This window comes from Cobetia sp. cqz5-12 (assembly GCF_016495405.1).
GTDB lineage: Bacteria > Pseudomonadota > Gammaproteobacteria > Pseudomonadales > Halomonadaceae > Cobetia.
Map to the genome: position 1 here is coordinate 2,445,067 of NZ_CP044522.1, position 13,465 is coordinate 2,458,531.

At 60.0% G+C, this 13,465-nt stretch carries 12 protein-coding genes; 3 read left to right on the forward strand and 9 right to left on the reverse strand.

Annotation, left to right across the window (positions count from 1 at the left end; genetic code table 11):
* The first annotated feature begins 209 nt into the window (after positions 1-209).
* Positions 210-1,370 (forward strand): GAK system CofD-like protein, encoded by a 1,161-nt coding sequence (locus tag F8A90_RS10240; protein WP_233593276.1) that lies wholly within the window; start codon positions 210-212, stop codon positions 1,368-1,370.
* 147 nt (positions 1,371-1,517) lie between these two features.
* Here the strand turns inward: F8A90_RS10240 and chrA are convergent, their stop codons facing one another.
* From chrA to F8A90_RS10260, 4 genes are all read right to left on the reverse strand, one after another.
* Complete coding sequence (gene chrA / locus F8A90_RS10245; protein WP_200016963.1) at positions 1,518-2,795, reverse strand: chromate efflux transporter; 1,278 nt, start codon at positions 2,793-2,795, stop codon at positions 1,518-1,520.
* 305 nt (positions 2,796-3,100) lie between these two features.
* Positions 3,101-4,420 carry an organoarsenical effux MFS transporter ArsJ gene (gene arsJ, locus F8A90_RS10250; RefSeq protein ID WP_200016970.1) on the reverse strand — a complete coding sequence of 440 codons (1,320 nt, stop codon included), beginning with the start codon at positions 4,418-4,420 and terminating at the stop codon, positions 3,101-3,103.
* Between the two features lies 1 nt (position 4,421).
* On the reverse strand, positions 4,422-5,471 hold the full coding sequence (locus F8A90_RS10255; protein ID WP_200019981.1) for an ArsJ-associated glyceraldehyde-3-phosphate dehydrogenase: 1,050 nt from the start codon (positions 5,469-5,471) through the stop codon (positions 4,422-4,424).
* Positions 5,472-5,585: 114 nt separating this feature from the next.
* On the reverse strand, positions 5,586-5,990 hold the full coding sequence (locus tag F8A90_RS10260; RefSeq protein WP_325096913.1) for a metalloregulator ArsR/SmtB family transcription factor: 405 nt from the start codon (positions 5,988-5,990) through the stop codon (positions 5,586-5,588).
* A 481-nt stretch (positions 5,991-6,471) separates the two neighbouring features.
* On the opposite strand from F8A90_RS10260, the gene trxA reads away from it, so the two are divergent.
* Entirely contained in the window at positions 6,472-6,795 is a 324-nt protein-coding gene (gene trxA / locus F8A90_RS10265) for a thioredoxin (protein WP_054557199.1), read from the forward strand.
* Between the two features lie 108 nt (positions 6,796-6,903).
* Here the strand turns inward: trxA and F8A90_RS10270 are convergent, their stop codons facing one another.
* From F8A90_RS10270 to F8A90_RS10280, 3 genes are all read right to left on the reverse strand, one after another.
* Positions 6,904-7,557: a TetR/AcrR family transcriptional regulator gene (locus tag F8A90_RS10270; protein WP_200016972.1), complete on the reverse strand. Its 654-nt coding sequence runs from the start codon at positions 7,555-7,557 to the stop codon at positions 6,904-6,906.
* Positions 7,558-7,667: 110 nt separating this feature from the next.
* Complete coding sequence (gene trxB, locus F8A90_RS10275) at positions 7,668-8,615, reverse strand: thioredoxin-disulfide reductase (RefSeq protein ID WP_442778865.1); 948 nt, start codon at positions 8,613-8,615, stop codon at positions 7,668-7,670.
* Positions 8,616-8,629: 14 nt separating this feature from the next.
* The gene (locus F8A90_RS10280) at positions 8,630-8,956 is read right to left on the reverse strand and encodes a thioredoxin family protein (RefSeq protein WP_200016974.1); all 327 of its coding nucleotides are present in this window, start codon (positions 8,954-8,956) and stop codon (positions 8,630-8,632) included.
* A gap of 542 nt (positions 8,957-9,498) precedes the next feature.
* Here F8A90_RS10280 and F8A90_RS10285 point away from each other — a divergent pair.
* A complete protein-coding gene (locus F8A90_RS10285) occupies positions 9,499-10,629 on the forward strand; it encodes an L-dopachrome tautomerase-related protein (protein ID WP_200016976.1) in 1,131 nt (376 codons plus the stop codon).
* A 110-nt stretch (positions 10,630-10,739) separates the two neighbouring features.
* Here the strand turns inward: F8A90_RS10285 and F8A90_RS10290 are convergent, their stop codons facing one another.
* Positions 10,740-12,173 carry a nuclease-related domain-containing protein gene (locus tag F8A90_RS10290; RefSeq protein WP_200016978.1) on the reverse strand — a complete coding sequence of 478 codons (1,434 nt, stop codon included), beginning with the start codon at positions 12,171-12,173 and terminating at the stop codon, positions 10,740-10,742.
* Between the two features lie 248 nt (positions 12,174-12,421).
* Positions 12,422-13,312: a LysR family transcriptional regulator gene (locus tag F8A90_RS10295; RefSeq protein ID WP_200016980.1), complete on the reverse strand. Its 891-nt coding sequence runs from the start codon at positions 13,310-13,312 to the stop codon at positions 12,422-12,424.
* Between the last annotated feature and the right edge of the window lie 153 nt (positions 13,313-13,465).

The window sequence follows — 13,465 nt, forward strand, 5'->3', positions numbered from 1 at the left end:
CAAGAGACGCTGGGCTGGGATCGAGAAGGACTGCGCTGGAATTAGGGGATGGACCGGAATCGAGAACCGCTGCACTGAAATTGAGAGAAAGTGCATAATAGGCGACGCTGGGCGTAAAAAAAGGCACTCTATGCCAAAAATGCAAGCATAAAGGAAGCCATGCAATGGCCAAGGTCAGGGTCAGTCGGACCGCACGAGTCCCCGATCCCATGCGCGTCAGGCGCTATCTGAAAGCCCCCGAAGTCGGCCCGCGGGTACTGTTCTTCAGTGGCGGCACCGCGCTGACCGGGGTTTCGCGCACCCTGACCCGCTATACCCACCACAGCATCCATCTGGTGACGCCCTTCGACTCCGGTGGCAGCTCGGCCAAACTACGCGACGCCTTCTCGATGCCCGCCATCGGTGATCTGCGTTCACGCCTGATGGCGCTGGCCGATGACAGCGTCCTGGGCCATCCCGATATCTATCGCCTGTTTACTCACCGCCTGCCGCGTGAAGCGCGCCCCGAGATGCTGCACGCCACGCTGCGCGAACTGGCTGCCGGGCGTCATCCATTGACCATGGCGGTCGCGGAACCGATGCGCACCCTGATCTGCCATCAGCTGGGCTTTCTCATCGATGCCATGCCGGAAGGCTTCGATCTGCGCGGCGCCAGCATCGGCAACCTGATCATTGCCGGTGGCTATCTGAACCATCACCAGCAGCTGGATCAGATCATCTTCCTGTTCTCCAAGCTGGTACACGTGCGCGGCACGGTTCGCGCCGTGGTCAATGCCGATTGTCATCTGGCGGTGACGCTGGAAGATGGTCGTGAGATCATCGGTCAGCACCGCATCACCGGCAAGGAAGTCGCCCCACTCGATTCGCCCATCACGCGCATGCGTCTGGCCGCGGCAGACGGTGACCACCATGTGCCCGTGGTGCCAGAGCTGCACGCCAACAATCGCCAGTTGATCGAGTCGGCCGAACTGATCTGCTTCCCTCCCGGCAGCTTCTATTCCAGCGTGCTCGCCAATCTGCTGCCCAAGGGCGTCGGGCGCGCGGTGCTGGCCAACCCCTGCCCCAAGGTCTACATCCCCAACTGCTGCCCGGACCCGGAGCAGACCGGCAAGCGCATGGATGAGCTGGTCAGCATGTTGCTCGACACCCTGTGTGCCGACCTCACCAGCCGCATGGAAGACTGCCCCACCGAGAACCTGCTCAACATCGTGCTCCTCGATAGCCAACGCGGCGACTACCCCGGCGGCCCCTGCATCGAGGCGCTCGAGCGCATGGGCATCACCGTGATCGACACCAAGCTGATCAGTGAGCAGAGCGCGCCCTACTACGACAACGAGCTGCTGGTCACCGCGCTGCTGTCGCTGGTGTGACGCCAACCGCGAGCTGCTCGGCATGAAGATGTTCGGCATGAGTTGCTCTGCATGATTTGCTCTACATGAACGGCTCTACAGAACAGGAACGCCCCCGCCTGCCAACGGCAGACGGGGGCGTTCTGTTGTCAGATACGACGTCGGGACTTAGATCACGCCACGCAGCGCGCCGAGGATCACCATCCCCAGCACCAGCTTCCAGGGTGCCAGCGAGAAACGTATCAGAGCGATGAAGGCGGCCAGCGCGATCACCATGTCCATGCGGCTCAGCACGCTGGTGGTCCATAGCGGGTCATAGAGCGCCATGCCCAGCACGCCCACGACGGCTGCATTGGCGCCGGCGAGCGCAGCGCGCGCCCCGGCGCGGGCGCGCAGACGCCCCCACAATGGTGCCACACCGATCAGCAGCAGAATCCCCGGCAGGAAGATGCTCAACAGCGCAATGACGGCACCGAGCAGTGCCGAACCTCCGCCCACCTGCGCCATGCCAGCCCCCAACCAGGCGGCAAAGGTGAACAGCGGCCCCGGCACCGCCTGGGCGGCACCGTATCCCGTGAGGAAGGTATCGGCCGCGATCTGGCCTGTCTCGACGGTGGAGGCCTCCAGCAGCGGCAGCACCACGTGCCCGCCCCCGAACACCAGCGCCCCGGCACGGTAGAAGATATCGACCTGACTGTCGGAGGCCATCAGCGGCAGGCCGATCAACAACATGAAGAACGCAACCAGGCAGTAGCGTGCCAGGCGCGCCGAGACCGGCAGTGACAGCCCAGCTGCCTGGGCTTGCTGGCGCACGGAGGCCGCCTTGTCATCACGACACAGCAGGCTGCCGAGCGCTGCGCCCATCGCGATCACCCCGACCTGCGCCCAGGCGACCTGCGTCCAGGCGGTATGCGCCAACGCCAGTCCCAGCATGGCCAGGAGTGCCAGACAGGTACGCCGCATATCCGGGCACAGCTTGCGCGCCATGCCCCAGATCGCCTGGGCCACGACGGCCACCGCCACCAGCTTCAAGCCGTGGATCACCCCGGAAGCCAGCGGCCCGTCGAGACTGCCCGCCACCAGCGCCAATACCAGCAACGCCAACGCAGATGGCAAGGTGAAGCCGACCCACGCCAGTATCCCGCCTATCACGCCACCGCCACGCACCATGCCCAGCGCGAACCCGACCTGACTGCTGGCCGGCCCCGGCAGGAACTGACAGAGCGCGACCAGCTCGGCGTAGGCCTTGTCACTCAACCAGCCTCGTCTGCGGACCAGCTCATCGTGGAAGTATCCGAGGTGAGCAATCGGGCCGCCGAAGCTGGTCAGCCCCAGCGTGAGAAAGGTGCGCAGCACTTCACTGCGCCGCGCCTTGTCGCTCGCAAGTGGAGCATCACGCGTCGCATGGTCGCGCTCACGCTTTGCTGTTTCATCCGGATGTGACATGACGTTTCTCTTGGAACGGAAAGGAAAGGCTAACGACCAGAAATCCAGCGAGGGGCTTATATACGAGGGGCTTATATGAGAGCTACACGAAAGAACGTTCAGTTGCTTACGCTACGGTGAGATCAGGTGACGGCACAATCACTTGCCCCTCTCGCCACTGGCATCACCCACTAGACTATCGCTGCCAGATGACAGGAAGCCCGCCCCAATGATGGGACGGGCTTCCTGCACAAGGGCTCAGGCGTCAGCAACATGTCTTTCTGGCACCTGCCTATCAAGTGCATGGCGCCTTGAGACACGGCGTATCAGTTGGCCGACGTCTCCTGAGTAGAGGCATACTGCGTGTCCGATGGCAGCGCGATGGCCATTACGGCACTTGCCGCCACCAGTGCCGCCGACCACCACAGGCAGGCTTCCAGCCCATAGGCCTGATAGAGCCAACCGGACAGCAAGGTGCCCAGCAATCGGCCCATGGCGTTGGCCATGTAATAGAAGCCGACATCCATCGACACGCCCTCACTGCGCGCGAAGCGCACGATCAGGTAGCTGTGCCAGCTGGAATTGACAGCGAAGATGACGCCGAACACCAACAGACCGATGATCAGCCACTCGAGAGGTGCCAGTCCCAGCAGGAGGGCCGCACTGCTGTCGCCTCCCTGCTGCACATCCAGCGACATGCTCGCCATCAGCGCGGGCAACAGGGCCAGCACGCCAGCCAGCAGCACGGTCATCCAGCGCACGCCGGCATCACCGTGCAAGCGACGCGAGATCGGCCCGGTGATGCGCGGGGCCTGGGTCTGCACCCCGCCATAACCGATCACCCATGCGGCCATCAGGATACCGACCGTCCAGAAGTTCCAGCCATGTACCTCGGCCAGATAGACCGGCAAGGCGACCACGAACCAGACATCGCGTGCAGCGAACAGGCACATGCGCGCCGCCGACAGCACATTGACCGCACGCGAAGTCGAGAACATCTCACGAAACGCCGGCTTGCGGCTGGCCTTGCTTTGCCCCAGCGATGCCGAGAGCTTGCGCAGTGACAGCACCAGCACCACGGCCAGCATGAGCCACATGGCCAACACCGTCCCCTGGAAGCCGATGAGACTGAGCGCCGCACCACCGAGGAAGAAGCCCAGACCCTTGAGGGCATTCTTGGAGCCGGTCAGCAGCGCGACCCAACGATACAGCGCGCTTTGCGATTCCGCTGCCTGCTGCCCCTTGGGCACCAGCACCTTGATGGCGCTCTTGGCGCTCATCTTGTTGAGGTCCTTGGCGATGCCCGACAGCGCCTGAGCGATCATCACCCACACCACCGTCAGCATGGGCTCCGGCACCAACAGCATGCCGAGCGCTACCAGCTGCATCGCAAGCCCGGCATTCATGGTGCGATTTAGGCCTAGCCGCGCCCCCAGCCAGCCACCGACCAGATTGGTGACGACACCGAAGGCTTCGTAGAACAGGAACAGCAGCGCGATGTCTAGCGCCGAATAGCCCAGCGAATGGAAATGCAGCACCACCAGCATGCGCAGGGCGCCATCCGTCAGCGTGAAGGCCCAGTAATTCCCCGTCACCAGCAGGTACTGGCGCACCTCATGGGGCAGCTCTCGCAGGCGGGCAAGCATTTCAGCGCTCCTGTGAGGCGGCTTTGGTCAGATCGCCCAGGCCAACTTTCAAGGCCAGCTCCGCGGTGCGGTTGGCATAGCCCCACTCGTTGTCATACCAGGCGTACAGCTTGAGCTGGGTGCCCGCGACGACCATGGTCGAGGGCGCATCGATGATGCTGGAGCGGGAATCGGTACGGAAATCGATCGATACCAGCGGGCGTGTCTCGTAGCCCAGCACGCCGGCCAGCTCGCCTTCCGCCGCGCTCTTGAGCGCCTGATTGACCTCTTCCACCGTCACTTCGCGGTTGAGCTCGAATACCATGTCGGTGAGGGAGGCATTGGCCAGTGGCACGCGAATGGCGTGGCCGTTCAAGCGGCCTTCCAGCTCCGGGAAGATGGCACTGATCGCCTTGGCGGAGCCGGTGGTCGTCGGAATCAGGCTCATGCCGCAGGCACGCGCGCGGCGCAGGTCCTTGTGCGGCGCATCCAGAATCGTCTGGGTATTGGTGATGTCGTGCACGGTGGTCATGGAGCCATGACGAATGCCGAACTGCGACTGGATCACCTTGATCACCGGCGCCAGGCAATTGGTGGTGCAGCTGGCAGCAGTGACGATGCGATGCTCATCAGCGCTGTAAAGATGATCATTCACGCCCATGACGATGTTGAGCACACCCTCTTCCTTGACCGGCGCAGAGACCACGACGCGACCGACACCCTGCTCGAGATAGGCATTCAGCACGTCGGTGCTCTTCTTCTTGCCGGAGGCCTCGATCACCACGTCACAACCCGACCAGTCGGTGTCACCGATCTCACGCTGGCTTGAGAACGCCGTGCGCTGACCATCGAGGGTGATGGAATCCTCGTCACTGGTGATTCCCGCGCCCGGCGACCACTGGCCATGCACGGAATCGAATTCCAGCAGATGGGCGAAGGTTGCGGCATCGCCACCCGGGTCATTGATACGCACCACGTCCAGCGCGATATCCTCGCGCAGCTTCCACAGCGCGCGCAGTGCGAGACGACCGATGCGCCCGAAGCCGTTGATACCGACGCGCAGGGCCGGCATGCCCTCCGGCACGCTGATGGACGAGGAATAGGACGGAGCGCTATGAGCAGGACACATGGGCATTTCCTTGAGAGTGTTCGAAAAGATTCGGCTAACGTTCTACGGCCTGTACGCTCAGCAGCAGCGCACAGGGCGGTTGGGCATCGTCTCCAGCCACGCCATCCAGCGCGACACCTCGCGGGCGTTGGCCTGACAGAGAGTCGCGAGAATCTGATGGCACCAGGCCGGCAGATCAGGTGCCAGGCGGTAGTGCACCCACTGACCACGCCGCTGACTGGTCAGCAGGCCAGCATCTCTCAGCTGGGCGAGATGCCGCGAGACCTTGGGTTGGGAGATGGGCATGGCGCGCTGCTCCAGCAGCCAGATGAGTTCACAGACACACAACTCTTCCATCTGGGCCAACAGCTGCACGATGGTCAGGCGAGTGTCTTCAGCAAGGCACTTGAAGACCTGCAACGGTGTCAGGCAGGCCGCCATGCCTTCCACTCCATCAATAACGTCATTGGTTGACGGTTTCATGGCGATGTCCTCGCGTATGCCTGAGCCATCCTGCTCCCCTCTCGATCCCCCACCCGATTCCCTCTCCCGCCCCCCTCTCACCGGCACCTGACGCATGGCGAGGCAGGTTGCCTGCCAGCCAGCGGAAGCGCGGCGACATACGAAATATCATATATGTGTTTTTCCATATATCAAGTGACACATGCATGACAGTTGGATGACAGCAGGCGCGGGAATTGATGGCAGCGATAGCAGCGATGGAGGGCGAGTGAAGAGAGGATTGAGGACGAATGTAGAGCGATCAGAGCATCGCCTGGCTGGGTGTAGCAGCGGATAGGTGGCCACACCATCGCCACTGTTGCGCAAACGGCACGCATATGTTGCCTGGGCTCAAAAGCGAATGCGCTTGCGAACAAAAGTCGAGCAGCGTTAGTGTGTGCCCATCAAGCACACCCAGTGCCCTTTTGAATTACGCATCCACGAAGATGCACAGGAGAGTCAAATGGCGGATTTCGCACAAGTCGTCGACAGCAACTACACCCAGGAAGTCATCGAGAGCGAGCAGCCGGTGCTGGTCAAGTTCTGGGCACCGTGGTGCGGCCCGTGCAAGATGCTCGACCCGATCGTCGAATCCATCGCCGAAGAACAGGGCGATGCCCTCAAGGTCGTTGCCATCAATGTCGATGATGCACCGGACCTCGCCGCCCAGAATGGCGTCCGTGGCCTGCCGACCATCGCGCTGTTCAAGTCCGGCGAGAAGCTCGAAGCCCTGACCGGCGTCCAGCCGAAGGAAAACTTCGACGCCATGATCTCGCGTCACGCCTGATCGAAACAGGTTCTGGCCGCAAGGCACTGACGCCGCAATGAAAAAACGCCTCCATGGGGGCGTTTTTTCATTGCTACAACAGATCATGGAGTGGGGCGCGCGGGCGGACTACCAGATTTCCATGAAGAGATCACAGGCTTCCTTGAGCTTGTCACCAGGCACACCATCTCTCGCCTGGATGGCAATTCCATTGACGAAGGTATCCAGCATCAGAACAAATTGATCCAATGGTTTTTCATAACGCCACTCCCCCCTTTCCTGCCCTCGCGCAATGCACGTCATCAGGGAAGCACGAATATCATTGCGCACCGAGAGTGCCATGTATTCGACGTCCTTGTTGTCATCACCACAGTTCAATCCTGACAGCACGATCATGCATCCCGAGGGCTGGCTTGAGGACGTTTGCATGGTGACATATTTGATCAACATGTTCTTGATGGCATCTCTAGCAGAGACCTTTTCATTCTCGAGCTCCACAAACACTTGTTCACAGGTCCGGGTATACATCTCCAGACATTCGCGATAAAGCGCCTGCTTCGATTCAAATGCCGAATAGAAACTCGCGGAAGACAAATTGCCCAGCTCCTTTCTCAGCTCGGCCAGCGAAGTGCCTTCAAAGCCATTTTTCCAGAATAGCTCCATGGCCTTTCTCACAGCATCTTCGCGATCAAACTGACGTGGACGACCTGTTCTAGCCATAGCATAATCTCGATAGCAACCTGCAAAGTGAAAGCAAGTATTACACATGATAATACTCGCCATGACATCCCACCGTCGTCATACCTGAGAATAGTCATTCCGTCGTTGGATATTCACTATCCTCAGGCATGTTTCATTATCGGCGGGGGATACTATATCACGATAATGTCAGACTACCCCTTGAGCTCTGCAAGATACTGCTCTGCATCCAGTGCGGCCATGCACCCCGTACCGGCAGACGTGATAGCCTGACGATAGTGGTTATCACTGACATCTCCTGCCGCGAAGACGCCTGATTTACTGGTCAAGGTCTGGCCTCCTCCAATACCGGAATAGACATTGATATACCCGTCCGTCATGGCCAATGCGCCCTTGAAGATCGATGTATTGGGATCATGACCAATGGCGATGAAAACTCCCGCCACAGGCACCTCCTCCACCTCCCCCGTCAGCGTGGAAGTCAGGGAGACCGCCGTGACACCGGTGTCATCGCCCAGTACTTCCTTTACCTGCCTGTCCCATCGAATCGTGATCTTGCCTTGTTCAACCTTGTCAAAGAGCCGCTTCTGCAGCACTTTCTCTGCACTCAGCTGATCACGACGATGCACAAGGGTCACATGAGAAACGATATTGGACAGGAACAATGCCTCTTCCACGGCAGTGTTGCCCCCTCCTACGACCGCAACTTCATTGTTTCTGTAAAAGAATCCATCACAGGTAGCGCAGGCTGATACCCCCTTCCCCATATAGACTTGCTCACTTTCTAGACCGAGATATCTCGCGGATGCTCCGGTCGAAATGATAAGCGCATCTGCGGTATAGGTATCTTCTCCCTTCAAGATGAAAGGTCGATTGTCGAGGTCCACTTCGGTGATATGATCGTAAGCGATCTCGGTATCAAAACTTTCCGCATGTTCCTTGAGCTGCAACATCAACTCAGGACCCTGCACTCCCTTGGGATAACCGGGCCAGTTCTCGACGTCCGTCGTCGATGTCAGCTGACCACCCACTTCCATTCCCGTAATCAACATGGGGGAAAGATTCGCACGGGCCGCATAGATGGCTGCAGTGTAACCCGCCGGCCCGGACCCGAGTATTATCAATTTTCGGTGTGTACTCATGATGAGCCCTTGCCCTATGCGTAGCGTGTAATCAGCTTCTGAAGTTCAGGAGTCGGTAGCATGCCAACAGAGCGATTGACCTCCTTGCCATCCTTGAAGATGACGACGGTCGGAATGCTACGCACCCCGAGTCTTTCCGCAATGGCCGGATGATCATCGATGTTCAGCTCTGCCATCACCAGGTCATCATTCGCGATGGCCTCGGCTACCTGATGATATATCGGTGACATCATGCGACACGGTGCGCACCATTCAGCCCAGAGCCGCACGGCAAAGGTCACGCCTTTATCGCTGAGAGACTGAAATTCCTTTTCGTTGAGATTGACGACGTTGGTTGTCATGAGTCTGACTCCTGATAAATAGGTCTGTGGCGATCCATCAACCCATCATGTGGCCTGCCACTCGCTCACTTGTCAGTGGCCAAAAACATGGGGCAAGCGTGCTCGATCATCTTGACGACTACCAGCTACACACCAGAAATCGACAGAGGCATGGCGATGAATGACACATGTTGTGGATCAATTGATCCATAAGATATTGAGCCAGCCAGTCAGTGTCAACAACTTTTGGATCACTCGATCCAAAATGGCTGCATGCCGCGGCACTCCTACCGCTTGGACACACCCTCCACAGCCCCAGACCGACTGACTGGGAAGGCGCTCGCATCAATCTCAGGAAACCTTGCACAACCGATTGATTCGCATGATTTTATTATGTGTACTTGTGCAGAGTCGCTGGCATGCCCAAGGTGGGCAATCGCGGGGGCATGACAACACCGCCCCCGCCCGGGCCCGGGACCGGGGTCCATTCGCTCCCAAGCCAGACATGTCTGAAGGTTTCATGGCATGCCGCGCGCTATCTTCACAGCAACAAGGAAGCATCGATGTACACAGCAGTCATTGGCGTCAAACGCTCCCCTCGGTTTCTGGGTGCCATCGCCCTGGTCAGTAGTTTGCTGACGGGCTGTGCCAACGGCCATACGACGCTGCCGGCCACCACCTCAGCGCTCAAGGCCGGACCTGCCTACGGTGAGATGCGCTCTGTCGCCGTCATGCAGATTCGCCCCGGCAATGTGGCAGTGACGCCCAATGGACAGGTCTTCGCCACCATTCACCCGATGGATGGGGATCACGACGTGCAACTGGTCGAGATCACCGGTCAGAACAGCTATCGCGCCTGGCCCTCTCCCGCCTTGCAGACGCATGCCGGACGCTACAGCGACGCCACCATCGATTCCCCGCTGGGCATCTATCAGGATGGCCAAGGCGGGCTTTGGATTACCGACATGGGGCTGCATCTGGGCAAGACCCGCCTGTGGGGCTTCGATATTGCCTCGGGCAAGCTGATCACCAAGCTGACTTTGCCTGAGAATATCGCCCCCGAGGGCAGCTTCGTGCAGGACCTGGCAGTGGACCGCAGCCGTGGCGTGGCCTATCTGGCAGACATCGCCAATCCGGGCTTGATCACCGTCGACCTGGAGAGCGGCGAGGCCACCCGCTTCAGCGAGCACCCGGCGCTTGAGGCAGAACCCGGTGCCAAGCTCAAGATCGATGGCAAGGACGTCCAGTTCAATGGCAAGCCTGCCAAGGTCGGCGTCGACCCGATCACTCTGTCCGGTGATGGCGAAACGGTCTTCTTCGGCGCCATGACCGGCCACAGCTGGTACAGCGTACCGGCCAGACTGCTGCGCGAAGGCACCGATCACGCCACTATCGCCGCTGCCATCACGCGCGTTGGCGACAAGCCTGTTTCCGATGGCGCGGACACCGCCGGTGGCACTCACTACTTCACCAATCTCAACCAGCATGGACTGGATGTGCTGGGTGCCGATGGGAGGCTGACGCCGCTGGTGCGCGATGAGCGTCTCGACTGGCCGGATGGCGTGCGCATGGCAGCCGACGGCTGGCTCTACGTCACCGTCAATCAGCTCGACAGCACGCCGCCCTTCAATGACGGCAAGGACAGCGGCAAGGCGCCGTACCGTATCTTCAAGGTCTGGCCCGTCGACAATTGAGTCGACAATTGAGTCGGAAATAGAGAGGTCCGTCGAGTCGCCCCCCTGAAAGACAACGCCCGCATTCCTGATAAAGGAGTGCGGGCGTTGTCTGTCTGCAAGGCATCACATCAATCGGGCTGACGGAATATCACGAACTCGTGCTCACATTGCGGGCAATGCCCCGAATAGACCGCCCCGGACTTGCTCAGGCGTACACTGTGATGCTCGCAGGCCGGACAGCCCTGCTTGAGTGATGTATTGGCGTTGCAGACCTGACATTTGACGTAATAACCGTAAGGACCGTAACGCCCCAGCAGTGCATCTTTTTCCTGACACTTCTGGCACTGGACACGCACTTCCGGTGGCGCTTGCGTAGTGGCGGAAGCCTTCAGGCGTGCGGTGATTCTGTCGAGATGCTCGCTCAACTGTGGCGAGGTCAGACACGCTTCAGGTACTGGCGATTCGACAGGTACTTCGGCTGGCGCCGCTGTTGTTTCGGCGCTGGGTTCAGCGTTGGGCTCAGCGACGCTCTCGGCGCTTGTCTTCGCCTCATTGACTGCCGCGGCGGCGGGTATGGCAACCGCCATTGCACTCAAATCGCCTCCCAGCCGCTTTTTACAGCGCTCCTGGCTGCCGCGCTTCTGGGCGCCACGCTCGTGGTTGCCAGGCGCTTTGTCGCCAATGCCATTGCCGCCATGAGCACTGTAGCCCGCGCCGTTGTTATCGAGATCTTCGATACCGAGAGCTTCGGTACCGAGGTCTTTGTTGGCGAGGGCTTTGCCGTCAGATTCGCGGATACCCCCCTCGTTGATCGCCCATCGACTCGCGGCACTGTCAGCGGCGTCAGGCGTCTTCGCTGCAGGCTGCGGGCGGCGACTCACCTCGCGACGAACGGTCTCGACGGCATGCGCGCGACGCGAACGGGCGTCCTGCTTGAGGAGGAACTCGCTGACACGCTCAAGCTCATCCTTGGTGAACTCCGGACGCGTATCGAACAGCAAGGCACGCTTGACCATCGAGCGCGCCCCGATCAGACCACTGACCTGCTCGTGGAGAAACTCCGGCTTCACCACCTGAGCCGAGACACCCTTGTCCATCTCGTCACGGTGCACGATGGCATTGCTCGAGACGGCGCACAGCACTCTCCATTGCCGACCGGCAAAGCCACCTTGCAGCCCGAAGGTCTTGTTCATCAAATGAGTGCGATGTTCGATCAACAGGCGCTTGAGAATATCCTGCTGCAATTCCGCCTGACGCAGTGGTGACTTGAGCCCAGTCCAATTGCCTCGATAGCTGCGCTGCCATTCACCTGCCGCATTGACCCTGACTTCACCAGTGATGCTTTTCGACTCGATGATGATGAAGCCGAAGGGATGCATGACCAGATGATCGATCTGGGCATTCTCCTCACCGTGTTTCAGTCGCAGATCATTGAAGATCACGACCTCGGGGTCGTCCCCGAAGGCACGCCGTAGATGGAAGGCCACATCCTCTTCCTGGCGGTGACCGTACCTGGCGCGCTCATCGTCGCCACTGTAGGCCTCTTTTTCCTTGGCTATCATCTGCTCGTCCCTGAAGCGCTGATTACACCCTTGTCAGCCCAATATATCGCTATTGCACGTAAAATACGCCATGCAACATGCGCCAATAACCAGATTCCATCAAGAGATTATAAACTTTATTTAAATCAGCCCGGCTCCACTGCCATGTTTCTGGAGTGGGGTAATCGTTAAAACTCTGTGCCAGGACAAATCAGCGCCCCTTAATCCGCTGTTGTCAGGACAAGTCTGAAGCGCCAGACATCAGCCACTCACAGCGTCAAGCGGGTGGCGAGAAACTCGACGAAGGCGCTGATGCGCGGCGACAGCGTACTGTTGCGGTAATAGACCGCCTGGATCTGCTCGCGGGGATTGGGGCTCTGGATCTGGCCGGGCAACACTTCCACCAGAGCACCGGTCTTGAGGTCATTGCCCAGCATGAAGCACGATATCAGCGCGATACCATGTCCGGCCAGGCACAGCTGACGCATGACTTCGCCACTGGTGGTCGGCAGATGAGGGGTCGTGTCAAACCCCTTTGCGGCCCCCTTGAGCGGCCAGCGATTGAGACGACTGGGGGGCAGGAAACCCAGCAGCTGATGGGCCTGCAGCGCCGCGACACTGGACGGCACCCCATGCTCGGCCAGATAGGCGGGGCTTGCGACCAGATGCAGCGTGGAGCGGCCCAGCACCTTGGCGTGCAGTGTGGAGTCATCCAGCTCGCCGATACGGATGGCCACGTCGGTCCGCTGTTCCAGCAGATTGATGATGTCATCGGCCGCTGACAGCTCCAGCGCGATGCCGGGATAGCATCGGGAGAACTCCGCGACCAGCGGCACCAGCTGATGCAGCACGAAGGGACTTGCGGCATCGACGCGCAGTCGCCCGCTGGGCTGATCGCGCTGCTGCAACAGGGCCTCTTCGGCACTGCCGAGCAGCAACAAACCCTCGCGCACGCGCTCGACGAAGCCGCGCCCCTCATCGGTGAGCGCCACGCTGCGTGTGGTGCGATTCAGCAGCGGCGTTTCCAGCTCACCTTCCAGGCGTTGGATGGCCCGCGACACCTTGGCCACCGGAATATTCAACCGATTGGCGGCGGCGCTGAAGCCCCCGCTATCCACCACGGCCAGTAGCAACTCGAGGTCATCCGAACGGCTGCGCATGCTGTGATCTCCTGGAAAGTTCAAAACGCATGGTCCCATGCATCTTTGCAGAAATCACAATGATCATCCGCTTCATGTTCACTTCCGCGATATTGCTTGACGATCGGGTCACGGCCTCTAGAACCCACCACGGCGGCGCTCTCCGGGGCGCAG

What these genes read in the sequence shown, in the direction of transcription:
- trxB (WP_442778865.1), bottom strand. Translation starts at nt 8,615, where the DNA reads ATGAGTACACACCGAAAATTGATAATACTCGGGTCCGGGCCGGCGGGT.
- F8A90_RS10290 (WP_200016978.1), bottom strand. Translation starts at nt 12,173, where the DNA reads ATGATAGCCAAGGAAAAAGAGGCCTACAGTGGCGACGATGAGCGCGCC.
- arsJ (WP_200016970.1), bottom strand. Translation starts at nt 4,420, where the DNA reads ATGCTTGCCCGCCTGCGAGAGCTGCCCCATGAGGTGCGCCAGTACCTG.
- F8A90_RS10280 (WP_200016974.1), bottom strand. Translation starts at nt 8,956, where the DNA reads ATGACAACCAACGTCGTCAATCTCAACGAAAAGGAATTTCAGTCTCTC.
- F8A90_RS10270 (WP_200016972.1), bottom strand. Translation starts at nt 7,557, where the DNA reads ATGGCGAGTATTATCATGTGTAATACTTGCTTTCACTTTGCAGGTTGC.
- chrA (WP_200016963.1), bottom strand. Translation starts at nt 2,795, where the DNA reads ATGTCACATCCGGATGAAACAGCAAAGCGTGAGCGCGACCATGCGACG.
- F8A90_RS10295 (WP_200016980.1), bottom strand. Translation starts at nt 13,312, where the DNA reads ATGCGCAGCCGTTCGGATGACCTCGAGTTGCTACTGGCCGTGGTGGAT.
- F8A90_RS10240 (WP_233593276.1), top strand. Translation starts at nt 210, where the DNA reads ATGCGCGTCAGGCGCTATCTGAAAGCCCCCGAAGTCGGCCCGCGGGTA.
- trxA (WP_054557199.1), top strand. Translation starts at nt 6,472, where the DNA reads ATGGCGGATTTCGCACAAGTCGTCGACAGCAACTACACCCAGGAAGTC.
- F8A90_RS10260 (WP_325096913.1), bottom strand. Translation starts at nt 5,990, where the DNA reads ATGAAACCGTCAACCAATGACGTTATTGATGGAGTGGAAGGCATGGCG.
- F8A90_RS10285 (WP_200016976.1), top strand. Translation starts at nt 9,499, where the DNA reads ATGTACACAGCAGTCATTGGCGTCAAACGCTCCCCTCGGTTTCTGGGT.
- F8A90_RS10255 (WP_200019981.1), bottom strand. Translation starts at nt 5,471, where the DNA reads ATGCCGGCCCTGCGCGTCGGTATCAACGGCTTCGGGCGCATCGGTCGT.